Origin of the sequence: Streptomyces stelliscabiei, from assembly GCF_014873495.1 — a bacterium.
Classification (GTDB): domain Bacteria; phylum Actinomycetota; class Actinomycetes; order Streptomycetales; family Streptomycetaceae; genus Streptomyces; species Streptomyces bottropensis.
Genome location: NZ_JADBGF010000001.1, coordinates 752,016 through 778,985 on the forward strand (window position 1 = coordinate 752,016; position 26,970 = coordinate 778,985).

At 69.3% G+C, this 26,970-nt stretch carries 26 protein-coding genes and 1 pseudogene; 16 read left to right on the plus strand and 11 right to left on the minus strand.

Annotation, left to right across the window (positions count from 1 at the left end):
* Nucleotides 1–316: 316 nt before the first annotated feature.
* Nucleotides 317–1,288, plus strand: coding sequence for an NAD-dependent epimerase/dehydratase family protein (locus H4687_RS03155; RefSeq protein WP_046919398.1), 972 nt, complete (start codon nt 317–319; stop codon nt 1,286–1,288).
* 128 nt (nt 1,289–1,416) lie between these two features.
* On the opposite strand, the gene H4687_RS03160 is transcribed toward H4687_RS03155, so the two are convergent.
* Nucleotides 1,417–2,364: a hypothetical protein gene (locus H4687_RS03160; protein ID WP_046919394.1), complete on the minus strand. Its 948-nt coding sequence runs from the start codon at nt 2,362–2,364 to the stop codon at nt 1,417–1,419.
* Nucleotides 2,365–2,549: 185 nt separating this feature from the next.
* The gene (locus H4687_RS47960; RefSeq protein ID WP_046919395.1) at nt 2,550–2,831 is read right to left on the minus strand and encodes a S1 RNA-binding domain-containing protein; all 282 of its coding nucleotides are present in this window, start codon (nt 2,829–2,831) and stop codon (nt 2,550–2,552) included.
* Between the two features lie 375 nt (nt 2,832–3,206).
* Between H4687_RS47960 and H4687_RS03170 the strand changes: the two genes are divergently transcribed.
* Nucleotides 3,207–4,103, plus strand: a complete 897-nt coding sequence (locus H4687_RS03170; protein ID WP_050398859.1) for an SDR family oxidoreductase — start codon at nt 3,207–3,209, stop codon at nt 4,101–4,103.
* Between the two features lie 47 nt (nt 4,104–4,150).
* Here the strand turns inward: H4687_RS03170 and H4687_RS03175 are convergent, their stop codons facing one another.
* Nucleotides 4,151–4,834 carry a TetR/AcrR family transcriptional regulator gene (locus H4687_RS03175; RefSeq protein WP_046916338.1) on the minus strand — a complete coding sequence of 228 codons (684 nt, stop codon included), beginning with the start codon at nt 4,832–4,834 and terminating at the stop codon, nt 4,151–4,153.
* Between the two features lie 319 nt (nt 4,835–5,153).
* On the opposite strand from H4687_RS03175, the gene H4687_RS46145 reads away from it, so the two are divergent.
* Genes H4687_RS46145 through H4687_RS03190 form a run of 3 tightly spaced genes read left to right on the plus strand, consistent with a single transcriptional unit; the run spans nt 5,154 to nt 8,575 of the window.
* The gene (locus H4687_RS46145; RefSeq protein ID WP_046916337.1) at nt 5,154–6,122 is read left to right on the plus strand and encodes an enoyl-CoA hydratase/isomerase family protein; all 969 of its coding nucleotides are present in this window, start codon (nt 5,154–5,156) and stop codon (nt 6,120–6,122) included.
* A 7-nt stretch (nt 6,123–6,129) separates the two neighbouring features.
* Nucleotides 6,130–7,059: an alpha/beta hydrolase gene (locus H4687_RS03185; RefSeq protein WP_046916336.1), complete on the plus strand. Its 930-nt coding sequence runs from the start codon at nt 6,130–6,132 to the stop codon at nt 7,057–7,059.
* Nucleotides 7,060–7,096: 37 nt separating this feature from the next.
* Nucleotides 7,097–8,575, plus strand: a complete 1,479-nt coding sequence (locus H4687_RS03190; RefSeq protein WP_046916335.1) for a class I adenylate-forming enzyme family protein — start codon at nt 7,097–7,099, stop codon at nt 8,573–8,575.
* A gap of 189 nt (nt 8,576–8,764) precedes the next feature.
* On the opposite strand, the gene H4687_RS03195 is transcribed toward H4687_RS03190, so the two are convergent.
* The 3 genes from H4687_RS03195 to H4687_RS03205 all read right to left on the minus strand — a co-directional run bounded on the left by H4687_RS03195 (nt 8,765) and on the right by H4687_RS03205 (nt 10,570).
* Nucleotides 8,765–9,109 carry a Rossmann-fold NAD(P)-binding domain-containing protein gene (locus H4687_RS03195; RefSeq protein WP_225966577.1) on the minus strand — a complete coding sequence of 115 codons (345 nt, stop codon included), beginning with the start codon at nt 9,107–9,109 and terminating at the stop codon, nt 8,765–8,767.
* Between the two features lie 165 nt (nt 9,110–9,274).
* The gene (locus tag H4687_RS03200; protein WP_046916334.1) at nt 9,275–9,844 is read right to left on the minus strand and encodes a TetR/AcrR family transcriptional regulator; all 570 of its coding nucleotides are present in this window, start codon (nt 9,842–9,844) and stop codon (nt 9,275–9,277) included.
* A gap of 111 nt (nt 9,845–9,955) precedes the next feature.
* On the minus strand, nt 9,956–10,570 hold the full coding sequence (locus tag H4687_RS03205) for a TetR/AcrR family transcriptional regulator (protein ID WP_046916333.1): 615 nt from the start codon (nt 10,568–10,570) through the stop codon (nt 9,956–9,958).
* A gap of 380 nt (nt 10,571–10,950) precedes the next feature.
* Between H4687_RS03205 and H4687_RS03210 the strand changes: the two genes are divergently transcribed.
* From H4687_RS03210 to H4687_RS48390, 3 genes and pseudogenes are all read left to right on the plus strand, one after another.
* Nucleotides 10,951–11,652, plus strand: a complete 702-nt coding sequence (locus H4687_RS03210) for an SDR family oxidoreductase (protein ID WP_046919253.1) — start codon at nt 10,951–10,953, stop codon at nt 11,650–11,652.
* A gap of 62 nt (nt 11,653–11,714) precedes the next feature.
* Nucleotides 11,715–12,593, plus strand: a complete 879-nt coding sequence (locus tag H4687_RS03215; RefSeq protein ID WP_046919254.1) for an alpha/beta fold hydrolase — start codon at nt 11,715–11,717, stop codon at nt 12,591–12,593.
* A 65-nt stretch (nt 12,594–12,658) separates the two neighbouring features.
* Nucleotides 12,659–12,985: pseudogene (locus H4687_RS48390) on the plus strand (CocE/NonD family hydrolase); the annotation flags it as partial.
* 143 nt (nt 12,986–13,128) lie between these two features.
* On the opposite strand, the gene H4687_RS47395 reads toward H4687_RS48390, so the two are convergent.
* Nucleotides 13,129–13,251, minus strand: a complete 123-nt coding sequence (locus H4687_RS47395) for a hypothetical protein (RefSeq protein ID WP_264086568.1) — start codon at nt 13,249–13,251, stop codon at nt 13,129–13,131.
* A gap of 233 nt (nt 13,252–13,484) precedes the next feature.
* On the opposite strand from H4687_RS47395, the gene H4687_RS03225 reads away from it, so the two are divergent.
* Nucleotides 13,485–14,582 carry an NmrA family NAD(P)-binding protein gene (locus tag H4687_RS03225; protein ID WP_046919256.1) on the plus strand — a complete coding sequence of 366 codons (1,098 nt, stop codon included), beginning with the start codon at nt 13,485–13,487 and terminating at the stop codon, nt 14,580–14,582.
* 920 nt (nt 14,583–15,502) lie between these two features.
* Here H4687_RS03225 and H4687_RS03235 read toward each other — a convergent pair.
* Nucleotides 15,503–15,718 (minus strand): acyl-CoA carboxylase epsilon subunit, encoded by a 216-nt coding sequence (locus H4687_RS03235; RefSeq protein ID WP_046919257.1) that lies wholly within the window; start codon nt 15,716–15,718, stop codon nt 15,503–15,505.
* 17 nt (nt 15,719–15,735) lie between these two features.
* On the minus strand, nt 15,736–17,337 hold the full coding sequence (locus H4687_RS03240) for an acyl-CoA carboxylase subunit beta (protein ID WP_046919258.1): 1,602 nt from the start codon (nt 17,335–17,337) through the stop codon (nt 15,736–15,738).
* Between the two features lie 286 nt (nt 17,338–17,623).
* On the opposite strand from H4687_RS03240, the gene H4687_RS03245 reads away from it, so the two are divergent.
* Nucleotides 17,624–18,307 carry a TetR/AcrR family transcriptional regulator gene (locus H4687_RS03245; RefSeq protein ID WP_046919259.1) on the plus strand — a complete coding sequence of 228 codons (684 nt, stop codon included), beginning with the start codon at nt 17,624–17,626 and terminating at the stop codon, nt 18,305–18,307.
* A gap of 113 nt (nt 18,308–18,420) precedes the next feature.
* On the plus strand, nt 18,421–19,716 hold the full coding sequence (locus H4687_RS47400) for a cytochrome P450 (RefSeq protein WP_046919260.1): 1,296 nt from the start codon (nt 18,421–18,423) through the stop codon (nt 19,714–19,716).
* 479 nt (nt 19,717–20,195) lie between these two features.
* On the opposite strand, the gene H4687_RS03255 is transcribed toward H4687_RS47400, so the two are convergent.
* The gene (locus H4687_RS03255; RefSeq protein ID WP_046919261.1) at nt 20,196–21,344 is read right to left on the minus strand and encodes a PDDEXK family nuclease; all 1,149 of its coding nucleotides are present in this window, start codon (nt 21,342–21,344) and stop codon (nt 20,196–20,198) included.
* Between the two features lie 152 nt (nt 21,345–21,496).
* A complete protein-coding gene (locus H4687_RS03260) occupies nt 21,497–22,054 on the minus strand; it encodes a hypothetical protein (protein WP_233443591.1) in 558 nt (185 codons plus the stop codon).
* 141 nt (nt 22,055–22,195) lie between these two features.
* On the opposite strand from H4687_RS03260, the gene H4687_RS03265 reads away from it, so the two are divergent.
* From H4687_RS03265 to rox, 5 genes are all read left to right on the plus strand, one after another.
* Entirely contained in the window at nt 22,196–22,606 is a 411-nt protein-coding gene (locus tag H4687_RS03265) for a VOC family protein (RefSeq protein ID WP_046919269.1), read from the plus strand.
* A gap of 40 nt (nt 22,607–22,646) precedes the next feature.
* A complete protein-coding gene (locus tag H4687_RS03270; protein ID WP_046919262.1) occupies nt 22,647–23,168 on the plus strand; it encodes a helix-turn-helix transcriptional regulator in 522 nt (173 codons plus the stop codon).
* 5 nt (nt 23,169–23,173) lie between these two features.
* Nucleotides 23,174–23,833, plus strand: coding sequence for a VOC family protein (locus H4687_RS03275; RefSeq protein ID WP_046919270.1), 660 nt, complete (start codon nt 23,174–23,176; stop codon nt 23,831–23,833).
* A 265-nt stretch (nt 23,834–24,098) separates the two neighbouring features.
* Nucleotides 24,099–25,139 carry a vWA domain-containing protein gene (locus tag H4687_RS03280; protein ID WP_046919263.1) on the plus strand — a complete coding sequence of 347 codons (1,041 nt, stop codon included), beginning with the start codon at nt 24,099–24,101 and terminating at the stop codon, nt 25,137–25,139.
* Between the two features lie 244 nt (nt 25,140–25,383).
* Nucleotides 25,384–26,928: a rifampin monooxygenase gene (rox, locus tag H4687_RS03285; protein ID WP_046919264.1), complete on the plus strand. Its 1,545-nt coding sequence runs from the start codon at nt 25,384–25,386 to the stop codon at nt 26,926–26,928.
* Nucleotides 26,929–26,970: the final 42 nt, after the last annotated feature.

Below are 26,970 nucleotides of genomic sequence, written 5' to 3' on the forward strand. Positions count from 1 at the left end.
GACAACGCCCCTGTCGCCGACGGTACGGACGGTGAGGGAGGCGGTCCTCAGGCCGTGGGAGAGCATGAGGAAGCGGACGATGGTCCACTTCAGCCCGGACTCGCGCACGATCCGACCGATTGCGGCCGCGCGCAGGCGGGATGGCGGCCGCGTCCGGCGCGGCCCGGACGGCGGCACAGCGGCTCGGCCGACCCGGGCAGACTCGACGGTGGCCCGCTCGCGACATCCGTTGCCGTGCAGACTGGTTGCACCACTGTGCAGGCAGGCCACGGGTACGGGGCGGTCAACCGGCCTGTCCATCACCGAAAGGATGTTCATGCGAGTTGTCGTCATCGGCGGGAGCGGGCACATCGGAACGTATCTCGTCCCCAGGCTGGTGCGGGCCGGCCATGAAGTGATCAACGTCAGCCGGGGCAGCAGCACCGCCTACACCGATGCTCCTGAATGGCAGCAGGTGCGTCAGGTCGTGGCCGACCGGCAGCGCGAGGACGCGGCAGGCACCTTCGGCCGCACGGTGGCCGGGCCGGCTCCCGACGCCGTGATCGACTTGGTCTGCTTCACCCTGGAGTCGGCCACCGCACTGGTCGAGGGCCTGCGCGGCGAGACGGGCCACCTGCTGCACTGCGGATCCGTGTGGCGTTACGGCCCCAGCCTCAGACTGCCCATCTCCGAGGGCACGGGCCCCGCTCCGATCGGGGAGTACGGCGTCCAGAAGGACCTGATCGCCCGCATGCTCAAGGACGAGACCGCGTCGGGAGGCCTGACGACCACATCCCTGCACCCCGGGCACATCGTCGGCCCCGGCTGGCACCCGATCGGGCCGCTGGGAAACCTCGACCCGGCCATCTGGACCGTGCTCTCCGCCGGACAGCCGCTGCGGATCCCGGGCAGCGGAGCCGAGATGATGCACCATGTGCACGCCGACGACGTCGCCCAGGCGTTCGAGCTGGCGATCGAGCACCGGGACACGGCCGCGGGAGAGGACTTCAACATCGTCGCCCCCACCGCCCTGAACGTCCGCGGCTTCGCCCACATCGCGGCCGCCTGGTTCGGGCAGACCGCGACACTCGAACCGGTCACCTGGGACCAGTTTCGCCAGACCGCACCCCCACAGCACGCCGAGCAGAGCTGGGACCACCTCCACCGCAGCCACTGCCTCACGATCGAGAAGGCCAGGACCCTCCTGCACTACACGCCACGCTACGAGCCGGAGGTCGCCGTGCTCGAATCAGTACGCTGGCTGATCGAGCACGGCGAACTGGACGTCGCCGGCCCGTTGGTCGCCTGAGAACGCCGGGCCGCACATCGGTTTCGCCGGCCGCCCGGATCCGCACCCTGCCGCAACGAACGGTGCCCGGCTTCGCCATGCACGGCACGCACAGCGCCGACCGGGGCCGCGTCCGGGCCGGATCCGGTTCACCACCGCGCGCGCAGCACCCCGTCGCTGTCGGGCAGGGCAGCGTGGAACAAGGGGTGGTGTGTTTCGGCGTCCAGGGTCAGTACGCAGGCTGCCCGGGCGCCGGCCACCAGAACGGCAAGTTTCTCGTACTCGGTGTCGTCGACGATCACGTGGCTGATCGTCTCGTCCTGCGCCTCCCAGACGAACTCCACGGATTCCTCCTCGGGCAACGCGGCCAGGACCGCGCCGACGTCGGGGTCCAGGTCGGGCCAGACAGACACCAGGGCGCGGGGGCCGAGACCGGCGCGCACCCCGTCGAGGTTCACCACTGTGAGGCGATGCCAGCGCGTGGCGTTCCGGACACAGGTCTCCTCCAGGAGCGCTGCCTTCCGCGTGTCCAGCTCCGCTCGCACGCGCTCCCAGAAGTTTTCGTCGGCCGCCTCGGTCGGTTCAGATTCCTCCAGGTCCACGGCGTAGGGGGAGGCGTTCATCGGTTCCGGGTAGAGGCCGAGTTCCCGTGTGCGGGCAAGGGCGCCCGCGCAGCGCCTGTCGCTGCCCACGTATACGTACTGGTCCCACCCGACGTGCACGGTGAACGCGTCCCCCGCCTCCAGCCGACACCAGGCGCCTTGGTCACGGAGCATGCCCCGGACCAGTTCCAGAGCGACCGGTAGCGAGACCTCGGCACCGTCGTGGTAACCGGACAGGTCAGGCGGGAAGAGCCCATCGAGACCGTGTCCCGCGACCGGCGGCTCCACGCCGAAGTGGACGTACCCGGCGACCGCGGGCTCGCGGATCTCCAGCCGGTCGATGCCCGAGGCCTCCGCGAAGGCGGCGATGGCGTCCAGATACGCCGCTTCGACCGCGCCGTGGTCGCTGACCGTGTCCTCGGTGCCGGTGTAACCGCCGTGTTCGTCGCGGTCGGCAGGGTCGTACTTGGTGATCCGATGAACGAAAGGTGGCATTTTGCTCCCAGCGAGTGGGCACGGCGCCGAGGGGTGGCCGAGGCCCGCACCGTCACGTCGCGCGGCTCTCAGTCGCCCGTCCCTGCGCGTGCCAGGCGGATGCGGCGCATAGGTACGTCGACCTCGGTGATGCGCACGGTCATCTCATCACCGATACGAACCGCACGTTCGGGGCCCGCTGGTGGCTACTCGGAGCAGTGCACCAGCCCTGCTGTCCCGGCATCGAGACCTACGAAGATCCCGAACGGGACCAGCTTCGTGACCGGGCCGCGAACGACACTGTTGACGTAGCCGCCCAGCGCGGCCGAGCCGCCGGCCGGGGCCTGGTGGCCGAGGGAGGCGATCAGCGAGTAGGTGCGGCCCTCCTTGAGGTTGTCGAGCGTGGTCTGCTGACGGGGTTTCTCGTTCCGCTGATCGGAGGCGCCTGGTCCGTGCACGTCAGCGTCGACGAGATCGGCGGCACCCACGACTGACGTTCCACTCGGTCTGCACCTTGACGGGGGTGCCGGGCTTGACGACGTAGGCGGGGCTGCCGTCAGGGTCGAGGACGACGGCGCTGATCAGGCCGTCGAGTGCCGTGGCGGGTACGGAAAGCGACGGGAAGGTCCCGCAGGCTACTCCAGCCCGCGACTCCGAGCAGGCTGCAGACCCACCCGTCGAAGCCAGACCCCGAACGCGACACGGGTCACGGGTCACGGGGCGCGGGGCACGGGGCACGGGGCACGGGGCACGGGGCACGGCATCGCAACCGGCGCACAAGCAGCGTTCGGGCACTCCGGTCGACACCCAGCCGAGACGCACGATGTCTTGCACTCCTTCAATAACGAAGTTATGTTGCCGCCATGAAACGTGACTTGTTGGGCAGGAAGCTGATCGTCACCGGAGGGGCACGCGGCATCGGAGAGAAGGTGGCCCGCCTGGCCGCCTCCCGAGGGGCGCGAGTGACCGTGATCGGTCTGGAGGCCGACCGGTTGCGCACCCTCGTCGACGACCTGGGACCCACCGCATCATGGCGGGAGGCCGATGTGCGTGACGGCGTGGCTCTGCGGTCGGCGATCGATGAGGCCGCGGAAGTCATGGGCGGCATAGACCTCGTCGTCGCCAACGCGGGCGTCGTGGCGTACGGGACGGTGCGACAGACGGACGAGGCGTCGTTCGAGCGGGTCGTGGACGTCAATCTCAACGGCGTGTTCCGCACCCTGAAGTACGCGACACCCCATCTGGAGCGCAGCCGCGGCCATGTGCTGGTCGTGGCGTCGGCGCTGTCCTTCATGCCGTTCCCCGCGATGTCCTCCTACGGCGCGAGCAAGGCCGGGGTCGAGCTCCTTGCCCTGACCTATCGCCAGGAAGTGGCGCACCTCGGGATCACGGCCGGTCTCGTGCATCCCTCCTGGATCGACACGGACCTCGTCCGTGGAGGCGAGGCGGACCTCCCTTCGTTCGGCGGCATCCGCAGGAAGCTGCCCTACCCGGGCAATGTGACCACGAGCGTGGAGCGGGCCGCTTCCGCGATCGTCGACGGGCTCGTACGCCGCCGCAGCCGCGTCTACGTCCCGCGTGCGGTCGTCGTGGCGAACTGGGCGAAGGCGGCGCTGAACTCGCCGATGTCATGGCCCTGGGCGAGACGCTTCGCGGCCGCGTCGGTTCCGGTCGTCGAGCGGGAGGTCGCGGCGCTGGGCAGGTACGACCAACTCACGCCGGGCAGTGACACACCGGGTGCGGGGACCGGGTCGCCCTGATCGCGCGCACGGGGCAGCACCCGAGCACCCCGCAGCCCCCGACACGTTCAATGACCGGCGACGACCGAGTCGTAGAGGCGCGCGCCGGTCTGGTGCGAGGCCTCGGCACGGGTCCGTTCGTCCCCCAGCCCGACGGCGAAATTCACACCCATCGGCACAAACACCTGCGCCACCGCGTCCTCGAACTCGACGAAGTGCGCGCCCAGTTCGAGGGTGATGTATCCGTGCACCATGCTCCACAACTGCGCGGCCATGACCTCGGGTTCCCGCTGTTCGACCCTGCCGGAGCGCGCGAGTCGTCCGCATGCCGCGGTGATATGAGCGTGTGCGTCCCGAAAGGCCGACGAATGCCCACTCAGGCGATGGTCCGCTTCCGTCAAGGGCCGGTACGTCGCACGCGTGGACAGCCCGAACATCAGGTCGTAGAGGTGAGGGTTCTCGCGGGCGAGCCGACGGCAGCTCAGGGCCATGGCGAAGAGATCCGCGATCGGGTCGTCCGTCACCGGCACCTGCGCGAACGCTCTGCCGAGTTCCTGGAAGCCGCGGTCGGCGACGGCGCCCATCAGCTCGGGGATCCCACCGAAGTGGCTGTAGACCACCATCGTCGACAGTCCGCTAGCCGAAGCCACCGTGCGCGCCTTGATGGCCGACGGTCCCTGCTCCGCGAGCAGGCCGATGGCCGCCCGCACCAGCCGCTCCGGCGCGTCGTCGAGTTTCGCCCGCCCTGCCATGTCCCGTACGCCTCCGGCATTGACACCCAAGCGATAACTTGGTTATCTCACTCTTCACGGCAATAGTACACATCTCGCGTGGCATGCCGTATCGAACGCAGGCGTGCGTGCCCGGACACGGCATCCCGCCTCGTCCCGGGGTGCGACATCCCGCACCACCCCGGACGCGACATCCCGCGTCGTCCCAGCTCACGCCGCCCGCACGGACACGGCCCGTCCAAGGATCCCGATCCTCGCCCCTACGACAGGGTTCGGCGGTCGTGGCCGTGCACCCTCCCACTCTCCCACCCCTCATGGACTCGACCCAGGAGCGGAACACATGCCATACAAAGACGAAGGTCACCTGGAGACAGAAGACCGGGGAGCCGTCCTGGTCGTCCGGGTGGACGGTGGACCCCACCAGGAGTTCGGCCTGGATCTCGCCGAACAGCTGGACCGGTTGGTGAGGCGGGTCGACAGGAACCCGACCGTCCGGGCCGTCGTCTTCACCGGCGCGCATCCGGAGCGCTTCGTCAGCCATGCCGCGGTCGAATGGCTGCAGGCAGAGGGCGCCGCGAGCCCGCCGGTGGGCCGGCGCGGTGCCGCCGCCGTCGTCCGCATGGCGAAGCACGTGGACCGGTCCCGTCTCCTCGGGCTCCTGCTGCGCCGGACCCCGATGCGAGGGGCCCTGCAACTGGAGCGCCTGCACTCGACCTTCCTCCGCATGAACAGAAGCGGTGTGCTCTTCGTCGCCGCGCTCAACGGTTCGGCTCTGGGCCTCGGCGCGGAGTTCGCCTGGGCGTGCGACCTGCGAGTCATGGCCGACGGGGACTTCTTCATCGGCCAGCCGGAGATCCTGCTCGGCATCATCCCGGGCGGAGGCGGCACCCAGCGGCTGACCCGGCTGATCGGCACCCACCGGTCGTTGGCCGCGATCCTCGAAGGCAAGCCGTTCACACCCGCGGAGGCTCTCGCCAACGGAGCGGTGGACAAGGTCGTCGCGCAGGACAAGGTGGTCGCACAGGCCGTGGAACTCGCCGAGCACTTCGGGAAGCGGTCGAGGGGCTCGGTCGCGGCCGCCAAGAGGTCGGTGTACTTCGGCGGCTCCATGTCGCTGGAGGACGGCCTGCATGTCGAACGCGCCGAGTTCTTCACCAGGATTCTTTCGAAGGAGGGCCAGGAACTGACGCTCGACTACATGGCGACGACCGACGTCACCGGCGAACTCCCCCTCTACACACCGGGCACCTACGGCCGGGCGCTCGCGTCCGGCAGCGTGCCCGGTCGTCGCCCGGCGAACGGACGGTGAGCCCACGATGACCACGCCAAGCCCACAGTCCTTCACCCGGCTCGACATCACCTTCCGCTCCGGCGACAGCACCTGCGCCGGCTGGTTCTACCTCCCCACCGGTGTCACCTCCGCGCCCGTCGTCGTCCTCGGGCACGGCCTGGGTGCCACCCGCGAGATGCGTCTGGACGCCTTCGCCGAGCGCTTCGCACAGGCCGGCATCGCCGCGCTGGCCTTCACGTACCGGCACTTCGGGGACAGCGGCGGCCATCCGCGCCAACTCCTGTCGATCAAGCGGCAGCTCACCGACTGGGACGCCGCCGTCGACTACGTCAAAGCTCGCCCTGACGTCGATCACACGCGCATCGCCGTGTGGGGCAGCTCGTTCGGCGGCGGCCACGCCATCACCGTCGCCTCGCGCCACCCCGAACTGCGCGCGGCCGTGGCCCAGTGCCCCTTCACCGACGGTCTCGCCTCCGCACTGGCGCTGGGTCCTCTCGCCTCGCTCAGGATCACTCCGGTGGTCGCCCGCGATCTGTTGACCGGCATCCGCGGAAAGGCACCCGTCACTGTTCCCATCGCCGCCGCCCCCGGCACGCCGGCCCTCATGAACGCCGCGGACGCCCTGCCCGGATACCAGGCGCTGCAACCTGCGGGGACGACGTTCCGCAACGAGGTGGCGGCGAGGGTCATTCCGGCCATCGTGGCCTACCGGCCCGGGCGCGCGGCCAGGAAGATCGCCTTCCCGATCCTCTTCTGCGTCAGCGACACCGACACCGTCACGCCTCCCGCCCAGACCCTCCGTCATGCGCGCACCGCGCCCAGGGCGGAGATCAAGAGGTACGGCGCCGGCCACTTCGACTTCTACACCGGCGAGACCTTCGAGGAACTGGTACGCGACCAGATCGAGTTCCTCGCCCGTCAGCTGAACCCGGCAGCCGCCGCGTCGGCTCCGTGACCGGATCGCATCTCACCCAGACAGGTACGCCCTCGCCATGAACTTCGCCTCCCTGCCCGACCGCCGCGCGGCCCTCGACCCCGACGGGGCCGCGGTCTCGGACGGCCGTCAGACCCTCACCAACGACCAGTTGCTGCGTCGTGTCCAGGCTGCGGCGCGGCACCTTCAGGACCTCGGAATCGGTCCTGGTGATGTCGTGGCCGTCAAGCTGACCAATCGCGTCGAGTTCGTGCTGCTGCTGTTCGCCGCCTGGCGGCTCGGCGCCACCATCACGCCGGTCAACCCGAGCATGACCGATGTCGAAGTGGCCCGGCAGCTCGCGGACTCCGGCGCACGCCTCGTGGTGCGCGAGGACGGTGAGGTCGACGGCGCGGACGCAACTGCCGTCCTCGCCGTCGGTGAACTGCGCGGCGGTGTGGTGCAACCGGAGCAGGCACCCCCGCCGGACCCGTCCGCGCTGGCCCTCCTCATCTACACCAGCGGCACCACCGGGGTGCCGAAGGGCGTGATGCTCGACCACGCCAACATCGATGCCATGGCGGACATGGGGCGTCGAGCGCTGGAGGTCGGGCCGGCCGACCGATGCCTGCTGATCCTGCCCCTCTTCCACGTCAACGGCATCGTGATCAGCACGCTCATACCGTTGCTCGCGGGCGCGAGCGTCGCCATCGCCGACCGCTTCAGCCCGGACACCTTCTTCGACGTCGTCGAGCGCGAGCGTCCGACCTTCGTCAGTGCCGTGCCGACGATCTACAGCATGCTCGCGGCGCTCCCGGACGAGATCCGCCCCGACACCTCGTCCCTGCGCTTCGGGGTCTGCGGCGCCGCCCCGGCCTCCGCCGAGCTGCTGACCCGGTTCGAGGCGCGCTACGGTTTTCCGCTCGTCGAGGGATACGGACTGTCCGAAGGCACCTGCGCTTCCACCGTCAACCCCGTCGCCGGCCCTCGACGCGCCGGAACCGTGGGACCGCCCTTCCCCGGTCAGGAGATCCGGATCGTCGACGCCGACGGCATTGAGGTGCCGCGCGGTACGGACGGAGAGGTCGTCCTGAGAGGCCCCAATGTCATGCGGGGCTACCTCGGCCGTCCGGACGAGACGGCCCGAGTCGTGGTCGACGGCTGGCTGCACACGGGCGACGTCGGTCATCTCGACGCCGACGGCTACCTGACCCTCGTCGGACGCTCGAAAGACATGATCATCCGGGGTGGGGAGAACATCTATCCCAAGGAGATCGAGGACGTGCTCGCGGGCGACCCGTCCGTACTCGAAGCCGCCGTGATCGGCGCCCCCGACGAGAAATGGGGAGAAGTGGTCGTCGCCTACGTCCAGCCACGACCGGGCCGGACCGTCGATCCGACGGTTCTCCAGGACCTCTGTGCCCGAAGCCTCAGCGGCTACAAACGCCCGACCTCGTACGTGGTCGTGGAGGCCATTCCCAAGAACGCCGTCGGAAAGATCGACAAGGTCACGTTGCGGGCAGCACACTCCGCGGCATCCGTCGGCGCTCGACCTTGAGCGGCCGCTCAAGCCGCACCGCGGCGCCTACGCAGCGATGCGATGCGGTGCGGTGCGGTGCGGCTGACGAACCATTCATCCCTCACGAAGCCGCCCACGCCCTGAACGGGCGCAAACACTCTCAGGGCCTGTCAGGGACTGCTGGGAACTCTGAGGACTGCTGGGGACTGCTGGGGACTGCCACCCAGACTAGGCAGCCGTCAGCTTCTGGATGCGCGGGTGGTTCTCCAGAGCCCACCGCACAGTCTTCGGCGGGCGCCCGAGCAGGGTTTCCAGTTCGTCGGTGAGACCGCCGTAGCCTCCGCGTCCGATGATCCGGGTCAGGGTCTTCAGGTGCTCCGCGATGTGCGGGTACGCGGACATGTGGGTGTCCACGTAGGTCTCGTTCCAGGTTTCGATGTCCTCGGGAACATACGTGACCGGGCGTCCCAGCACGGCCGCGAAGTCCTCCGCGATTCCGTGCATGTCCTTCAGCTCCGGGCCGGTGAGCGCGTAGCAAAGCCCGATCGGCGCCTCGTCCGGTCGCCGCCGCACGAGGATCCAGCAGATCGCGCGCCTACCGTCTCGCCAGCGCCGTTGACGACCGAACCGCAAGCTCCCCACCTGTGGCACGCCCGGCAACACTCTTTCGGCCGCACGGACGTCCCCCGTACATCGGGGCACGCCGGCGACAGGGAAACACCTTGGAGGAGTGAGGCGTCAGCGCGCGCCCGCCGCGTCGAGCAGGGTGATCACCGTGGGTGCGACCAGCCCGGTCAGCGTGTCCGCCCCAATGCCCGCGCGGGCGCTGGCGCCGTCGAAGACCAGGCTGAGCTGCCGGGCCAGAAGACCGGGGTCACTCGCCCCGCCCCGCTCGGCCTCGCCACGGAAGAAGGCGGTCAGGTTCTCCTTGACCTGACGGGCGACCCGGCTCGCGGGATGGTTCTGGTCCTTGAGCTCGATCTGCGCGTCCAGGTAGGGGCAGCCGTAGAACTCGGGCCCACCGGATTGCGATTCCACCTGCGCGAAGACATGCAGGATCCGCTCTCTGGGGGAACGGTCGTCATCCGCCGCGGGCACGAGTGCCGCCACGTAGGCGGCAGTGCGCCGCTCCAGGCTCGCCGCGAGCAGTTCGTCCTTGCTCGAGAACAGCTGGTACATCGAGCGCTTGGACACCCCTGCCGCCTTGCACAGGGCCTCGACGCCGATGCCGACGCCTTCTCGGTAGGTGAGTGTGGCCGCCGCCTCCAGCAGCCGCTCCCTCGGGCTTGATTTCAGTTCAGTGGTCATGCTGCGAGGTTAACCCGATTCCGACCGAATATAAACCGATCGGTTTCTTGGTGGCGTACGGGGCCACTCCGAGCGAGGGCCCCGCAATTCCGTGGTTCGAACGTCACCTCGTCAGCCCCGGAACCGGCTCCTCGCTCTCCCGCAACCCCGCCACCAACGCCGCAGCGCCCGCTCGTAGCAGTCGGCGACCGCCAGCTCCGGCGGCTCGTTCCCGGACAGCACGAGGGAGACCAGGCCGTGGGCCGTTCCCCAGACCGACAGCGCGATGACCTCGGGATCGGACGCGGAACCGAACCGCCCGGCCCGCTGCCCACGGCGCACCGCGTCGACGAGGGGCCGGTACGACTCGACGACCTCACGCGGCCGCTCCGCGCCGGACGGGCACTGTTCACCGCGGTCGGAGAAGAGGATCGCGTAGAGGTGCGGGTTGGCCACGGCGTACTCGCGGTAGGCCAGCCCCATACGGATCACGTCCCCGGCCGGGTCGCTCGTCGGGCGTACGGCACCCAAGCGCTCGACGAAGAGGCTCACAGCCTCCTGATACAGGCTGCCGAGCAGACCCGCCTTGCTGCCGAACAGCGAGTAGCCCGCCGTCGCGGAGGTCTTCGCGTCCGCCACGAGCTGTCGCAGGCTCAGCGCGGCCGCGCCCCGGTCGAAAACCGTGGCGGCCGCGCGATGCAGGAGCCGGAGGCGGAGCGCTTCGTCATGTGTCTTGAGCCTGGCCATGACTCCAGCACGGTCTACGACCGATTCGGCATCAAGGAGACCGACCTGCCGACAGAGACGGGCACGCGAGCGGGTGCCGGTTCGGGCACCGATGGCGACATGGGGGATACGGATACTGCCGAGCGAATCCCTGTCATCACGGGCTGAACCCTGCCGTCACGGCCGAACGAACGTCGAGCGGGGCACCGATGGCAGGTCGGCGCCCCGCCGGGGCTCCCGCGGAGGGCGCCCACGAGCCCCCGCCCCCACCCCTCACACCCCCCAGCCCGAGCCCCCGCCGCGACTTCTCCCTTCGTTTCGCCTCCTTGGGACTTGCGCCAGGAAACCGACCGGTTTACTGTTGTGGAAACCGATCGGTTTCTCACTCTGTGGAGGCAGTCATGACCGCTCTCAAGGGCGCGAACGTCCTCGTCACCGGCGGCAGCCGCGGCATAGGCAAGGCCCTGGTGGAGGAGCTCTACGCCCGCGGCGCCGGCAAGGTCTACGCCACGGCCCGCGACCCGCGCACCGTGACGCACCCCGACGCCGTCCCGGTGGCTCTGGAGGTCACCGACCCCGCAGCCGTGGCCGCGGCCGCCGCACAGGCGGACGACGTCACCGTACTGATCAACAACGCCGGCGCCTCGGTCGGCGCGTCCTTCCTGGACTCCCCGGTCGAGGACGTGCGCCGGGAGTTCGAGACCAACTTCTACGGCCCCCTGCTGGTCACCCGGGCCTTCGTGCCGGTCATCGAGCGCAACGGTGGCGGACACATCCTCAACGTGCACTCAGTGCTCTCCTGGCTGGCCCTCGGCGGCTCCTACAGCGCGTCCAAGGCCGCACTGTGGTCGCAGACGAACTCCCTGCGCCTGGAACTGCAGCCGCGCGGCATCGGCGTCACCGGACTGCACGTCGCCTACGTGGACACGGACCTGACGGCGGGCATCGAGGCACCCAAGTCCACCCCTCGTGATGTCGCCGCTCTGGCCCTCGACGGCATCGAGACCGGAGCGTACGAGGTGCTCGCCGACGACATCACCCGACAGGTCAAGGCGGGCCTCGCCGGAGACCTCGCGGGCCTGTACGCCCAACTGGCCAAGTAGCAGTAGCAGTAGCCGACCGATTAGCCGACAGCCGTAACCGAGCAGGAAGAGGAGCCGACGAGATGCCCAGCCAGGATCCACGTCCCACGATCCACATCCCGGGAACCACCACGCACACCATCGCGCCGCGCGCGGGACGCGAAGGTCACGAGGGAACGCTGCGCTACCTCAAGGCGGGCACCGGCGCTCCGCTGGTCCTGCTGCACACCGTGCGCACGCAGGCCGAGCACTTCCGCCTCCTCATCCCGATGATCTCGGACCAGTACACCGTGTACGCCCTCGATCTGCCGGGGATGGGTTACTCCGAGATCGTGCCCGGCGCGTCGTACGACGAGCCGGCGATGCGCGCGGGCGTGGAGCGGCTGCTGACCGAACTCGACCTCCGCGATGTGACGCTGGCCGGGGAGTCCATGGGAGCGGTGCTCGCCCTGACCACCGCGGCCGCACTGCCGGAGCGGGTACGGCGCGTCGTCGCGGTGAACGCGTACGACTTCAGCGGCGGGATCGCCCGGTCCAGCCTCCTCGCCCGCGTGGTGGTGAGCGGTGTCCTCACTCCGGGAGTGGGCCCGGTGATCGCCGGGGTGGAGCCCAAGCCAGCCCTCAGCAAGATCCTGCAGGGTGGCCTCAACGACAAGAGCGCGCTACGGGAGGACTACGTGGACGAGCTCCTCCAGGTGGGCGGCCGCCGCGGCTACCCGACCGTCGCGCGGGCCGTGTACCAGAGCCTGCCCAGCCTCATCGCGGCACGCTCGCTCTACTCAGCGGTCAAGGCCCCCATCCATCTCGTCTACGGGGAGAACGACTGGTCCCGGCCCTCGGACCGGCAGGCCAACAAGAAGCTGCTGCCGGCCGCCGACTTCACGCAGGTGGCGAAAGCGGGCCACTTCATCGCCCTGGAACGGCCGGACGTACTGGCCGACCTGCTGACCGCGGTGGCGTGACGACCCCGCGAGCACCGCGGCCACCTCCGTTCGGGTGTACTGCGTGAGGGTGGCCGGGTTCGACCATGTCGCGTGACAGCGTCGTCATACGCGGAGGAACGTTACGTGGCAGAGATCCAGATCGAGTTCGACGTTCCGGCCGAGATACGGGACGACACCGTACTGCGCGCCGATGTCTACCGCCCCGGGGCACGGGGCCGTGGCCGGTGTTGCCAGGCCGACTGCCGTACGGGAAGCAGATGCCCCTGGCGATCGCGGTCCTCGATCCCCTGACGGCGGTTCGGCGTGGCTTCATGGTCGTCCTTCAGGACACCCATGGCCGGTTCGCCTCCGAGGGTGAGTAGGACCCGTGGAGGCACGAGGAGAGCGACGGGTACGACACCGTACGGTGGGCTGCCGCCCTTCCCGGCGCGAACGGCTCCGTCGGCATGATCGGCGCCAGCCACTTCGGCAACGCAGTGGATGGCGGCGCTGTCCAAGTCAGCGGGGAGGACCTGGCCGAGGCGTTCAGGACCCGGCCCGGGCGGGCCGTGACCTACGAGGCGACCGACCCCCACGCCTTCTTCGCGCCGCTCGCCCCCATGCTGGGCGAGCAGGCCGCCGCAGCCGTCGCGGACGTGTACCAGGCCCTCGCCACGCAGCCGGACCACTCGATCACGGCCGAACGGTCCGCCCAGAAAATCCCCGGTGTGACGCTCCGGACCGTGAGCCAGTGGCTGGCCGGCATCGACCTCTGCCCCGGATCGGCGGGTTGCCCGCGCGGGCGTAGATCTGGGCCGCGGCACGGCCGGGCCCCTTGCCGCCAGGAAACCGATCGGCGCACCGTAAGGGAAACCGATCAGTTTCCTTATGACTTCCTACGACCTCCTACGACTTCCGGAGCCGCGACCCATGTCTCCCCACGCCACCTCCACCATTTTCGTCATCGGCGGTACAGGCGCCCAAGGAATTCCTGTTGTCCGCGCTCTGGTCGCCGACAAGAAGTACTCCGTCCGGGTCCTCACCCGCGATGCCACCTCCCCCCGGGCCCAGGAACTCCTCGCGCTCGGAAACGTCTCCGTCCTCGAGGGGTCGTTCGCCGACGAGGACGTGCTGCGCGAAGGATTCCGCGGCTGTGACGGGGCTTTCATCAACATCGACGGATTCAACACCGGCGAGAAGACGGAGACCTACTGGGCCTTCCGCAGCTACGAGATCGCGATCGAAGAGGGAATCAAGTTCTACGTCTACGGAAACCTCGACTACGCCCTCAAGAAGTCGGGCTACGACTCCAGGTTCCGCACCGGCCACTATGACGGAAAAGGTCGCATGGCCGAATGGGTTCTGTTCCAGAACGAGAAGAACTGGGACCGGATGGGGGCGGCGGTCTTCACCTCGGGTCCCTACATCGAGATGGTGATCTCCCCGCTCACGCCGATGACTCCCGGCATCGAGGACGGCGTCGTCACGTGGCGCGTCCCGCTCGGCGAGGGAGCCGTTCCCCACGTGGCACTCGACGACTGCGGATTCTACGTCCGCTGGCTCTTCGACCACCCGGAACGCGCCAACGGCATGGATCTCGAAGTCGCCATCGAGCACATGACCTACGCCGATATGGCCGCGGCGTTCGAGAAGGTGACCGGCCATCCCGCGCAGTACATCGACACCGACCTGGAAACGTATTGGAACCATCCGGACCTCAAGGGGATCGCCGACGACCCCGCCGGATACAACGCCGACCCCGGCGACAAGAGCACGATGAGCTTCCGTGACAATTTCACGGGCTTCTGGAATGTGTGGAAGCACGGGATCATCACCAGGGACTACACCCTCCTCGACGAGATCCACCCCAACAGGATCAGGAGCGCCGAGGAATGGTTCCGCCGAGAGGACCGGCTCGGGAGGGAACTCGGCAAGGGAAGCCTCTGGGAGCGGGTCCAGCCGGAGAACTGGACCATGGAATCCGCGATCCTCAAGAGCAGCGCCGACTTCCGGACGGGCAAGCTGTAGGCGGACCGGCCTCAACCGATACGACCGGTCCCGCCGGGGACATACGTCTGCCGATCGCCGACGACTCCCACCTCGGTTCGCACGCACGAGGGCATCGGTGAACCGCCCTGCACCGGAAGCGAGTTGCGGGTGAGGGCCGGGCGCCCGGTCAGGGGCGATCCGGGGCGTGTGCCTCTTCCGCGGAGGGGGCCTGCCCCGAACTGAGGCCGTCCAGCAGGAGGTCCCGAGTTCGGAGAAGGCGTCGCCGGCCGTCAGGCCCGTGCTCTCCAGGAGGACCCCCGACTGAACCGCGTCGATGGTCACGGCCACGACCTGGGCGGCGAAATGCCCGTTGAGCTCGCGGAAAACGCCGGCCCGCACGCCCTCCTCGATCAACTCGTGGACCCGGTGCGCGGCGGCGGAGTTCTTGCGGTAGATCTGTGCCGTCGGCTCGTACCCGACCATGTCGTCGTAGAACGCGTGGGAGTGCCGCCGCATGGCCGTGCCGACGCCGGCGAGGTAGACCCGGATGCGCCGACGGGGGTCGGGATCGGCCTGGACGGCCTGCTCGATCTCGGCGGTCGCGTCCCGGAAGAAGGCCAGGGTGACCGCCGGCACCAACTGCTCTTTCGTCGAGGCCAGGCTGTACAGCGTCGCCTTGGAGCACCCGAGCCGCTGGGTGAACTCATCCATGGTCACCGCGGTGAAGCCTTCGGCCAGAATGATCGCCTCGGCCTGGCGCAGCAGTTCGTCTCGTCGGCGAGTGTCGACGACGCGCCTGCGTGCCGTTTTGCGCGGGCGCCGGTCGCGCGAGTCAGAGGGGGGTCGTCACCGCAGCAGTCCCCCACGCATGGCTCCCCCGGGACCGGCGGGCGGTCGCCCAGCCCGCCCCGAGCTTCACAAAAGGGTACTAGCGTACCGCGCAACGTACCCGGACGGGTTCAGCGGAGCCGATAGGAACTGCGCCAGGTCGTCGGTCCCGGCTGTGCGAAGGCGTCGCGGAGGATGGCGCGCTTCTTGTCCGCCCACTCGTTCGGCTGCGCAGGCGCTTCGGGGACGGCTACGGCTGCTGCTGCCGCGGTGCGGGCGCGGACGACGGCGAGTGCGGCGGCGAGTTCTTCGGGGGTGGGGTTTCCCCGGACGACCTTGATGGTCATGTCGGCTCCGTGGGGGGTTAGAGGGGGATGTTTCCGTGCTTCTTCGGGGGGAGACTCTCGCGTTTGGTGCGCAGTTGGCGCAGGCCGCGGATGAGGTGGCGGCGGGTTTCGGAGGGGGTGATCACGGCGTCGACGTAGCCGCGTTCGGCCGCGGTGTAGGGGTTGAGGAGGGTGTCCTCGTACTCCTGGATGAGGCGGGCGCGGACGTCTTCGCGTTCGGCCTCGGGGGTGGCGGCGATGGTGCGGCGGTGCAGGATGTTGACCGCGCCCTGGGCGCCCATGACGGCGATCTGGGCGGTGGGCCAGGCGAGGTTGAGGTCGGCGCCGAGGTGTTTGGAGCCCATGACGTCGTAGGCGCCGCCGAAGGCCTTGCGGGTGATGACGGTGATGAGGGGGACGGTGGCCTCGGCGTAGGCGTAGATGAGTTTGGCGCCGCGGCGGATGATGCCCTCGTGTTCCTGGCCCACGCCGGGCAGGAAGCCGGGGACGTCGACGAAGGTCAGGACGGGGACGTTGAAGGCGTCGCAGGTGCGCACGAAGCGGGCGGCCTTCTCGGAGGCGTCGATGTCCAGGCAGCCGGCGAACTGCATGGGCTGGTTGGCGACGATCCCGACGGGGTGGCCCTCGACGCGGCCGAAGCCGGTGAGGATGTTCGGGGCGAACAGGGCCTGGGTCTCGAAGAACTCGGCGTCGTCCAGGACGTGTTCGATGACGGTGTGCATGTCGTAGGGCTGGTTGGCGCTGTCCGGGACGAGGGTGTCCAGTTCCAGGTCCTCGCCCGTCACGCTCAGGTCGGCCTGCTCGGGGAAGACCGGGGGCTCGCTGAGGTTGTTGGAGGGCAGGTAGGACAGCAGCTGTTTGACGTACTCGATGGCGTCCTTCTCGTCGCCCGCCATGTGGTGGGCCACGCCGGAGGTGGCGTTGTGGGTGCGGGCGCCGCCCAGTTCCTCGAAGCCGACGTCCTCGCCGGTGACGGTCTTGATGACGTCGGGGCCGGTGATGAACATGTGCGAGGTCCGGTCGACCATGACGGTGAAGTCGGTGATCGCGGGGGAGTACACCGCGCCGCCCGCGCACGGGCCGACCACCAGGGAGATCTGCGGGATGACGCCGGAGGCATGGGTGTTGCGGCGGAAGATCTCGCCGTACATGCCCAGCGCCATCACCCCTTCCTGGATGCGGGCGCCGCCGGAGTCGTTGATGCCGACGACCGGGCAGCCGGTCTTCAGCGCGAAGTCCATCACCTTCATGATCTTCTGGCCGAAGACCTCGCCCAGGGACCCGCCCAGCACCGTGAAGTCCTGCGAGAACACGGCCACCGGACGGCCGTCGACCGTGCCGTAGCCGGTGACGACACCGTCGCCGTAGGGGCGGCTTCGTTCCATGCCGAAATCGGTGGAGCGGTGCCGGGCGAACTCGTCGAACTCCACGAAGGAGTCCTCGTCCAGGAGCAGTTCGATACGCTCACGGGCCGTCAGTTTGCCCTTCGCGTGCTGCTTCTCCACCGCGCGCTCGGAGCCGGCGTGCGTCGCCTCGTCGATACGACGCTGCAGGTCCGCGAGCTTCCCCGCGGTCGTGTGGATGTCGTTCTCGGACGTATCCGTGGGCTCGGCGCTCACCGGATGGATCCCTTCTTGCCGATGTCGTCGCGGGCTGTCGGCCGCGCGCCGGGGTTCCTACGGTTCCGTGTCGACCCCTGCGTAACGCCTTACCGGCAGGACGTCATCGCTGTCGCGACGGAATGCCCACCGAACCCTTCGGTACTCGATTTCACTCAGACGGTACTCAGTACCATGGGCGAGGGCAAGAGACACCGGACACGGGGTCGGGGTCGGGGTCAGTGAGGGTGACGGTGACGGTGACGGTGACGGTGACGGTGACGGTGACGAGAGAGGATGGGTGGTCATGAGCAAGCCATCTGCGCGGATGCGACTCGCGGATGCCGCGTTCGCCCTCTTCGACGAGTGCGGCTACGAGCAGACCACCGTGGACGACATCGCCGAACGGGCCGGGGTGGGGCGCACGACGTTCTTCCGGCACTACCGGTCCAAGGAAGGGGTCATCTTCCCCGACCACGACCGGTTGCTGGAGCTGATCAAAGACCGGCTGACGACGTCGACTCACCGCACCGCGCTGGTCTCCGTGTCCGACGCGGTCCGCCTGGTGCTGCTGCACTACATCGACGAAGGCGATCTCGCCCGGCGGCGGTACGCGCTGACCAGCAAGGTGCCTGCCCTGCGCGACCGGGAGATCGCCAGCGTGGCGCGATACCAGCGGCTGTTCCGTGAGTTCATCGCGGACTGGATGGGTGACCCGACGGAGTCGGCGTCACTGCGAGCCGAACTCATGGCGGCATCCGTCGTCGCGGCCCACAACCATGTGCTCCGCCGATGGCTGCGCGGCGAGTCGACCGATCCGGTCGCGGAGATCGACGAAGCCATGCGCGAGGTGCTCGCGCTCTTCCCGGCACCCGGTTCCTCGTCGGATGACGGGCGCGGTACCACCGTCGTCGCGTTCCGGACCGGTCACGACCTCGATGCCCTGCTCCCCGAGCTGCGGCGCCTCGTCGAGGGCGAGCCCGGGCGGTGAGTCGGGGGCTGAGGGTGGGCCAGTGGAGCCGGCGATCGCCGGGTGATGCCGCGCACATACGGTCGGGTATGCCCTCTGGTGCGTGTTAGCTTCCGGCCGTGATTTCCCCAGCCATGGACGGATGCGCGCCCGCGGACGGAGCGACAGGGCACGGCCCGGGTGACGGATCTCCCGGCACCCGGGACCCGCTCGGCCTGCTCGACCTGTTCGGCGAGCCCTTCGTCCGCGACCCCCATCCCTGGCTGGACCTGCTGCGGTCCGAGGCTCCCGTGCACCACGACCCGGCGACAGGGCTCTGGCTGGTCAGCCGCCACCACGACGTGCGCCACGTACTGCTGGACCCGGACGTCTTCCTTCCCGACAACGCCCAGCACACCGTCACTCCCCTGCCCGTCGCCGTGCTGCGGGTCCTTGCCCGTGGCGGCTTCGCCCTTCCGCCCGCACTCGCCAACAACGGCACCCCGACCCACCCCGGGCTGCGTCGCGTGGTCACCCGGTTCTTCCACGCGAACCGTGTCGCGGACGCCGTACCGGTGATCGAGCGCATCGCCGACGAACTGCTCGACGAGGTGCGGTCGCGGATCGACGCGACGGGCAGCTGCGACCTGTTCACCTCGTTCGCCCAGGTCCTCCCCTGCCGGGTGCTGATGGAACTGCTCGGCATACGGGGCGTCGAACCGGCCACCCTGATCCGCTGGAGCGACGCGTCGCTGGAGCTGTTCTGGGGCAGGCCCACGAGAGAACGTCAACTGGAGCTGGCGAGCCTCGTCGTGGACTTCCACCAGTGGCTCACCGCGACCGTGCGCGACGGCACGGCCTCGGCCGACTCGTTCATCGGGGCGCTCGCCCGTCACCGGCTGCCCGATGGCAGACCGTTGGACGTGGAGACCGCGGTCGGCGTGTGCTTCTTCGTCTTCATCGCCGGCCAGTCCACGACCGGGCAGCTCATCACCACCGTACTGCGACGGGCGCTGGCCGAGTCCGGTATGTGGTCGCGTGTGGCCGGGGAGGCGGGCCTGGCCGAGGCATGGGTGGAGGAGGTCCTGCGGCGCGAGCCGCCCGTGACCACCTGGCGCCGGGTGACGGCTCGGACCACCGCACTGAACGGGGTGGAGCTGCCGGCGGGCGCACAGTTGCTGGTGATGCTCCTGGGCAGCGGATCCGATCCGGAGGTCTTCCCGTCCCCGGAACGCATGTGCCCGCACCGGGAGAACGTCCGCCACCATCTGGCGTTCGGCGTCGGCCGTCACCGCTGCCCGGGCGCCTCGCTGGCACGCACGGAGGCAGCGGTCGCCCTGCGGGCCGCGGCCCGCGGCCTTCCGGGTGTCCGACCGGCGGTGCGGGCCGGGGAGCCGCCGATGCTCGGCCTGTTGTCGTTCCGAGCCCCCTTGGAGATGGTGGTCGAGTAACGGCCGCCCCCGTGGCAAAGCCATGCCTCGCACGGGCCGAGCGCTTGAGGATGCGCGGCGGACGGGCGTACGGAGCCCACACGGCACCGCGGTCGGCGACGCGGTCGCGGCGGCTCGACAGGTCGCGCCGGTCGTCGGCAACCGGGTGCGGCCGTCACCACGGCATTCCACCGCCGGGTCCGGCCTTCGCGCGGCCCGTCCTCGCGTGACCGTCTCCGCGCCGAGCTGCTCGGGTGGGCGACAGGCGATCGGTTCGTCGTGCGGGGGCGCCGATCAGCGGCATGCGGCGCACCACCTCACGTGCCTTCTCGCGCAGTTCTGGCGCCCAGGTGCCGCCCTCCGTCGGGGCGGACGTCCCTGTGCCCGCCGAGACCTGCGCATCAGCGAGCAGGCCGTCCAGAAGTGGCCCCCCACGGCGACGCGATCCGCTGCGATGCCGCGTCCCGCCCCGCGATGACACGATCAGACAGATGACACGATCAGACAGCGGATCCCTGACCGTCCATGAGGCCCTGGATCGCGGACAGGATGGCCTCCAGAGCGCCGGGCTCCGAGGCGAGGGAGGGCAGGGAGACGGAAGGCCAGGCGTTGTACGCCTTCGACGGCAACACCTGCAGCCTCGCCGCCAGTTCGGGAACGGCCGGCAGCGACGCCGCGAACGCTGCCGCCTGCTCACGACCGAGGTGATGGGTGATCGACCCGAAGGCGAAGGAGAGATCGTCCCTCGCCGGTCCGTCCTGCAAGGACAGAGTCCACAGCGGCACGTGCCGCCCGGAGACAGGGTAGTAGGCGGACATGCTGCGGTACTTGGCCGTGCCACCCTCCGGCCGTCCCCACGCCGCCGCGTGATCGAGCAGGGCGGCGGCGATCCGCCGTACCTCGGGATCGCGGCGGGAGCCGATGGACACGTCCATGTCGGCCCGCGTGGTCCGCTGGGTGGTGCGGCGGCCGGAGGGGGACTTCGCCGCCGTGGCGACCTCCCCGTGAATACGCGGAACGAGGACCCGCAGGTCTCCCCCACCGCGATACTGGGTCAGCTCCACCGCGTACACGTCGGTCTGGCGCATCTGCCGGTTCAGGAACTCCACGATCGCCCGAAGCTCCAGCGGAATCCGGTCGGCGACGAACAGCAGCCGCATCTGCCCCGCGGCCAGCCGCTCCTCCACCGTCGTCCAGAACTCGTCCGGGGAGCGCTCACCCAGAAGCTCACCGTACGCCTCGTCCAGCGGTCGCCCGTCCTTGACGCAGGTCTCCTCGAAGGAACGCTGGAGCAGCACCGCCGGCCAGTAACGGGCGGCGTTCGCCGCGTAGTCCAGCATCTGGCCGACGACCTCACGGCGGATACGCGTGTCCGTGGCCCGCTTGACCTCCACCAGCGTCGGCACACCGTCGGCGTCGACGAAGAGATGGTCCAGCCAGTACGCCGCCCCGCTCTCCGTGTGGGTCGCCACCCCCATCTCCCGGGCCACCAGCACCAGCCGCAGCGGTCGCCCATCGGCCAGCGCCCCGAAATCCAGCACCCGAGGATGGCGCGCCAGCAACTCCTGGAACTCCTCCTCCGTCTCGAACCCGGCAAGCTCCAGCGCCTGCAGTTCCGCACCCAGAACGAACACCGGCTGATCGGTCATCCGCTCCCCACCCCTCTCGCACCCGCCGCCCAGGACGCCTACGCCGCGCCCCGTCGAAACGTACGCGGGACAGGCTGCCTGGACCGAATCCAGGTACGGCGGAACCGTCGTGCGGGTAGGATGCCGCACGCCTCACAGAGGCAGGAACACGCCTATCGGGGCAGGCGGCCCACCACCACACGCAACCTCTCCCGCCCTGCCGTGACACTCGCCTCCCACAGGCCCGAGGCGTCGCCGCTCAGCGAGAGCGACTGCAACCGTTGCTCCTCGGCGAGGAGGTCGGCACCCGACACGTTCCGGTCCAGCAACCCCATCGCGGTGAGCGCCGCATGACCGCAGGACACCGCCTCATCAGCGTTTCCTGACCCGTGGGCCAGCAGCGCATGCCGCAGGCAGAGGACACCGAAGAAGGCGTAGGTATCGGCGACCCCCGTGATCCCCTCCTCGTTCGGCTGAAGCTCAGGGAACCGCTCCAACCGGCGTACGCGCTCGGCGGCGTCGGCGAGCGGCCGGTCGACGGACCAGAGATCGCGCACGGACTCCGCATAGAAGTCCAACTCGGCTTCCCGCCCCGGCGTGCCTGCCCGCAGGCCCACGAACAGGGGCGCCATGCGTTCGGTGCAGGCGGAGACATACAGGCGAATCGCCTCGCCGCCCCTGTCGCGCAGCGCCTGCGCGACGGCGCCCTCCACCAACGTCCGCACGCCCACCCTCATCCCCTTCGAACAGATCGACAGGCTACACAGCGGGATGACGGCCCCGGCTCGACGCCCCTCGTGCTGCGCCGGCTCTCCCTGTTCTCGGCAGGAATCGAGAAGCGCGGCACACGCAGCGCGTCTAGCCTGCTCGCCATGGACATCACCATTCACACCACCTCCCTGCCGCACGACGACCCGGACGCGTCGCTCGCCTTCTACCGCGACGTCCTCGGCTTCCAGGTCCGCAGCGATGTCGGGCAGGGCAGGATGCGCTGGATCACGGTCGGCCCGGCCGGTCAGCCCGGCACGTCGATCCTGTTGGCCCCACCTGCCGCCGATCCCGGCATCACGGAGGAGGAACGCCGCACCATCACCGAGATGATGGCCAAGGGCACCTACGGCTGGATCCTGCTGGCCACCCCGGACCTCGACGCCACGTTCGAGAAGGTGCAGGCCGGTGACACCGAGGTCGTCCAGGAGCCGACCGAGCAGCCGTACGGCATCCGCGACTGCGCCTTCCGCGACCCCGCGGGCAACCTGGTCCGCATCCAGGAACTGCGCTGAACCCTGTGGGGGATGACGAACCACGAAGGGGAGGGTTCTCATGTGCAAGCCCGAATGGCGGCACGCACGCGTCCAGGCACAGCGCCTGGACGATCTCGCGCGGCTCCGCCGCGTCCGCGACCGGATCGACAGGGAGTACGCGCGGCCGCTCAACGTGGAGGCGCTCGCTCGCGACGCACACATGTCCGCCGGGCACCTGAGTCGGCAGTTCCGGGCCGCCTACGGTGAGTCGCCGTACGCGTATCTGATGACGCGTCGCATCGAGCGGGCGACGGCACTGCTGCGGCGGGGCGATCTCAGCGTCACCGAGGTCTGCTTCGCGGTCGGCTGCGCGTCGCTGGGTACGTTCACCACCCGCTTCACCGAGCTGGTCGGCATACCTCCCGGGGCCTTCCGACGCCAGGCGGCAGACGCCGTCGGCGACGCTGCCGAGGGCTCGGGTACGTCCCGAGACGCGAGCCCGGCGATCACGGTGGAGGGAATGCCCGCGTGCGTGGCCAAGCAAGTGGCGAGACCGGTCAGGAATCGAGAAGCCCAGGCCACCGCCCGGCCTCTAGCGTGAGGGACATGGCAACCACCGCTTCCCTCGCAGCCCGCACCATCCTCGCGTCCGTCACCCTTGAGGTGGCCGACCCCGATGCCGCCCGCCGCTTCTACAGCGCCTTCGGCGTCGACACGTACATACGCCTGCGGGAGTCCGTGGGGCACTCGACGGGATTTCGCGGCTTCACCCTGGCGCTCACGGTGTCCGGGCCGGCCACCGTCGACGGCTTCGTCGCCGCCGCCGTGGACGCCGGTGCCGCGGTACTGAAGCCCGCCACGAAGTCGATGTGGGGTTACGGCGGCGTCGTCCGGGCCCCTGACGGGACGATCTGGAAGATCGCGACCTCGACGAAGAAGGACGCCGGCCCCGCCACCCGCGAGATCGACGAGGTCGTCCTGCTGCTCGGTGTCGAGGACGTCAAGGCCACCAAGCAGTTCTATGTGGGCCGGGGCCTGACCGTGGCCAGGAGCTTCGGCGCCAGGTACGTCGAGTTCACCCCCGGTCAGTCCAGCCCCGTCAAGCTGGCGCTGTACAAGCGCCGCGCGCTGGCCAAGGACCTGAGCGTCCCCGCCGACGGCACCGGCTCGCACCGCATCGTCCTCGGCGGCACGGCCGACGCCTTCACCGACCCGGACGGCTTCGTCTGGGAGGCCGTCGCGCCGCCCGCGCCCACACCGTCCTGACGTCCGGGGACCGACGGCGCCACATGACCGCGCCGTCGGAGACGGTGTCGGACCGGATGCGGGACCGGGCCATATGACTGTCGTGGGCGGATGCCCCGATCTCAGCGTCCTCGCAGTGCCCGTGGTGTGGCCACGCCGGCTGACCACCGTCGATGCGATCGGACCGCTGCTCACGGACAGTTGGTCCCGCCCCCCGGAACCAAGATCGATTGTCAGTGGTGGGTGAGAGAGTAGAAGCATCGGGTCGGAACGAGGGGGAGCCACCATGTCCGGAAGCCAGAACTACATCAATCACGTCGCTCTTGTGTTGGACGCCAGCTCGTCCATGTCGCACCTGAGCCGCAAGGTCGTGGAAGTCGCCGACCAGCAGATCGCCTACCTCGCCCGCCGGTCGGGGGAGTTGGACCAGGAAACCCGCGTCACGGTCTACGTCTTCGCGGACAAGGTCGAGTGCGTCATCTACGACAAGGACGTGCTGAGGATGCCGTCCTTGAAGCAGTTGTACCGGGCCGGTGGGATGACCGCCCTGCTGGCGGCCGCGCTGAAGTCGCAGGGGGAGCTGGCGCAGACGGCTCAACTGTACGGCGACCACAGCTTCCTGACGTTCGTACTGACCGACGGCCAGGAGAACGCGAGCCATCGCTGCCCGGATGTCACTACCAGGACTCCCCGCGACCTGGTCAAGGCGGTGTCCGAGATGATCGCGACACAGCAGGACAACTGGACGCTGGCCGTCCTGGTGCCGGACCAGATGGGCAAGCGCGAAGCCATGCAGTGCGGTTTCCCGAAGGACAACATCGCCATCTGGGACGCCACGAGCACCCAGGGGCTGGAGGAAGCCGGACAGGTCATCCGGCAGGCCACCGAGAACTTCATGGTCGGCCGTACCCAGGGCATCCGGGGATCGCGGGCGGTGTTCTCCACCGGTGCGGAGGCGGTCAACAAGGACACCATAGAGGCGGCCGGGCTCACCCCGGTGGACCCCTCGCGGTACCAGCTGATCCCCGTGGCCCGCGACGCGGCGATCCGGGACTGGGTCGTCGAGTGCGGGCACGCCTACCGCACCGGTGGTGCGTTCTACCAGCTGAGCAAGTCGGAGAAGGTCCAGGCGAGGAAGCAGATCGCGGTGCTGGAGAAGAAGACGGACCGGGTGTACACCGGGCCGGAGGCCCGAGCCCTGCTCGGCCTGCCGAACACGGAAGTCCGCGTCAAGCCGGACCACAACGACGACTTCACGATCTTCGTACAGAGCACCAGCGTGAACCGCAAGCTCGTACCGAACACGCGCCTGCTGCTGATGCTCTGACGCACTGTCGGCTTCGGTCTCGCGAGGTCTGGCTCTGTACCCGGCCGAGAGCACGTGACGTAAAGAGTTGGACGGCGTGACGTGGCGGCTTGTAGCTTGAGTCGACTGTGACGCCGTCCGAGGAGGTGAGACCCATGAACGCTGTATCGCTGTGGGTGCTCCCTCTTGCCGTCATGGTCGGGCGATCGACGTAGGTGTCGCCGGGAGTGCCTCGACAACCAGGCACTCCCGAAAGGCAACACCTATGAACTCTCCGCAGTTCACCACCGAGCCGTCGCCGAACGGTACGGCCGAGCACGACCGCACCGGGGGCGACGCGCCCGGACTCCGTGCGTCGGCCTCAGGCGCCGGTCGCGCGCCCTTCGTGTACGACGTGATCATCGCCGGGTGCGGGCCGACCGGCGCGATGCTGGCCGCCGAACTGCGGCTGCACGATGTGCGGGTCCTCGTTCTGGAGAGGGAGACCGAACCCGTTTCGTTCGTCCGCATCGTCGGTCTGCACATCCGCAGCCTTGAGCTGATGGCCATGCGCGGCCTGCTGGACCGTATTCGCCGGCACGGGAGACAGCGCCCGGCCGCCGGATTCTTCGCCGGCATCGACAAACCGGTGCCCCAGGGCCTGGATTCCGCGCACGCCTATCTGCTGGGCATCCCGCAGCCGGTCATCGTTCAGCTGCTCGAAGAGCACGCGACCCAGCTGGGTGCGCACGTCCGGCACGGTTGTGCGGTGGTCGATTTCGAGCAGGACGAAGAGGGGGTGACCGTCGAGCTGTCCGACGGCGAACAGCTTCGCTCGCGCTATCTCGTGGGCTGCGACGGCGGGCGCAGTGCGGTGCGCAAACTGCTCGGCGTCGGCTTCCCCGGCGAGGCCTCTCGGACCGAGACGCTGATGGGCGAGATGGAAGTGGGTGTGCCGCAGGAGGAGATCGCCGCCAAGGTGACCGAGATCGGCAAGACCGACAAGCGGTTCTGGCTCAGGCCCTTCGGCGCAGGGGCGTACAGCGTCGTGGTCCCGGCCGCCGGGGTCGGCGACCGTGCGGAACCGCCCACCCTTGAGGACTTCAGGCAACAGCTGCGCGCCATCGCCGGAACCGACTTCGGTGTGCACTCCCCGCGCTGGCTGTCCCGCTTCGGGGACGCCACCCGGCTGGCCGAGCGTTATCGGGTCGGGCGGGTGCTGCTGGCCGGCGACGCGGCGCACATCCATCCGCCCACCGGCGGTCAGGGCCTCAACCTGGGCGTTCAGGACGCGGTCAACCTCGGCTGGAAGCTGGCCGCGCAGATCCGCGGCTGGGCACCGGAAACACTGCTGGACACCTACCACGCCGAACGCCATCCGGTCGCCGAGGACGTGCTGGACAACACCCGCGCCCAGATGGAACTGCACTCCACCGAACCGGGCCCACAGGCCCTGCGCAGACTGCTCACCGAACTGATGGACTTCGACGAGGTGAACCGCCGTCTGATCGAGAAGATCACCGCGATCGGCATCCGCTACGACTTCGGCGAAGGCCCCGATCTGCTCGGCCGCCGTCTGCGTGACATCGACGTGGAACAGGGCCGCCTCTACGATCTGCTGCATCGCGGCCGGGGCCTGCTGCTGGACCGCACCGAACGTCTGACTGTCGGCGGCTGGTCGGACAGGGTCGATCTCCTCGCGGATCCCACCGCGGCACTGGATGTTCCGTGCGTCCTGCTGCGTCCCGACGGCCACGTCGCCTGGGTCGGCGATCGTCAGCATGACCTGGACGATCACCTCTCCCGCTGGTTCGGCAGGCCCGCCGAGTAGATCGTCCGTCTGGTGGCGGCTTCGTGAACTGCCCTTCGGGGT

What these genes read in the sequence shown, in the direction of transcription:
- H4687_RS03200 (WP_046916334.1), bottom strand. Translation starts at nt 9,844, where the DNA reads ATGACCACTGAACTGAAATCAAGCCCGAGGGAGCGGCTGCTGGAGGCG.
- H4687_RS03225 (WP_046919256.1), top strand. Translation starts at nt 13,485, where the DNA reads ATGTCTCCCCACGCCACCTCCACCATTTTCGTCATCGGCGGTACAGGC.
- H4687_RS03210 (WP_046919253.1), top strand. Translation starts at nt 10,951, where the DNA reads ATGACCGCTCTCAAGGGCGCGAACGTCCTCGTCACCGGCGGCAGCCGC.
- H4687_RS03275 (WP_046919270.1), top strand. Translation starts at nt 23,174, where the DNA reads ATGGCAACCACCGCTTCCCTCGCAGCCCGCACCATCCTCGCGTCCGTC.
- H4687_RS03255 (WP_046919261.1), bottom strand. Translation starts at nt 21,344, where the DNA reads ATGACCGATCAGCCGGTGTTCGTTCTGGGTGCGGAACTGCAGGCGCTG.
- H4687_RS03245 (WP_046919259.1), top strand. Translation starts at nt 17,624, where the DNA reads ATGAGCAAGCCATCTGCGCGGATGCGACTCGCGGATGCCGCGTTCGCC.
- H4687_RS03190 (WP_046916335.1), top strand. Translation starts at nt 7,097, where the DNA reads ATGAACTTCGCCTCCCTGCCCGACCGCCGCGCGGCCCTCGACCCCGAC.
- H4687_RS46145 (WP_046916337.1), top strand. Translation starts at nt 5,154, where the DNA reads ATGCCATACAAAGACGAAGGTCACCTGGAGACAGAAGACCGGGGAGCC.
- H4687_RS03280 (WP_046919263.1), top strand. Translation starts at nt 24,099, where the DNA reads ATGTCCGGAAGCCAGAACTACATCAATCACGTCGCTCTTGTGTTGGAC.
- H4687_RS03155 (WP_046919398.1), top strand. Translation starts at nt 317, where the DNA reads ATGCGAGTTGTCGTCATCGGCGGGAGCGGGCACATCGGAACGTATCTC.
- H4687_RS03205 (WP_046916333.1), bottom strand. Translation starts at nt 10,570, where the DNA reads ATGGCCAGGCTCAAGACACATGACGAAGCGCTCCGCCTCCGGCTCCTG.
- H4687_RS03270 (WP_046919262.1), top strand. Translation starts at nt 22,647, where the DNA reads ATGTGCAAGCCCGAATGGCGGCACGCACGCGTCCAGGCACAGCGCCTG.
- H4687_RS03185 (WP_046916336.1), top strand. Translation starts at nt 6,130, where the DNA reads ATGACCACGCCAAGCCCACAGTCCTTCACCCGGCTCGACATCACCTTC.
- H4687_RS03170 (WP_050398859.1), top strand. Translation starts at nt 3,207, where the DNA reads ATGAAACGTGACTTGTTGGGCAGGAAGCTGATCGTCACCGGAGGGGCA.
- H4687_RS03215 (WP_046919254.1), top strand. Translation starts at nt 11,715, where the DNA reads ATGCCCAGCCAGGATCCACGTCCCACGATCCACATCCCGGGAACCACC.
- H4687_RS03175 (WP_046916338.1), bottom strand. Translation starts at nt 4,834, where the DNA reads ATGGCAGGGCGGGCGAAACTCGACGACGCGCCGGAGCGGCTGGTGCGG.
- H4687_RS03235 (WP_046919257.1), bottom strand. Translation starts at nt 15,718, where the DNA reads ATGACCATCAAGGTCGTCCGGGGAAACCCCACCCCCGAAGAACTCGCC.
- rox (WP_046919264.1), top strand. Translation starts at nt 25,384, where the DNA reads ATGAACTCTCCGCAGTTCACCACCGAGCCGTCGCCGAACGGTACGGCC.
- H4687_RS47400 (WP_046919260.1), top strand. Translation starts at nt 18,421, where the DNA reads ATGGACGGATGCGCGCCCGCGGACGGAGCGACAGGGCACGGCCCGGGT.
- H4687_RS03160 (WP_046919394.1), bottom strand. Translation starts at nt 2,364, where the DNA reads ATGCCACCTTTCGTTCATCGGATCACCAAGTACGACCCTGCCGACCGC.
- H4687_RS03265 (WP_046919269.1), top strand. Translation starts at nt 22,196, where the DNA reads ATGGACATCACCATTCACACCACCTCCCTGCCGCACGACGACCCGGAC.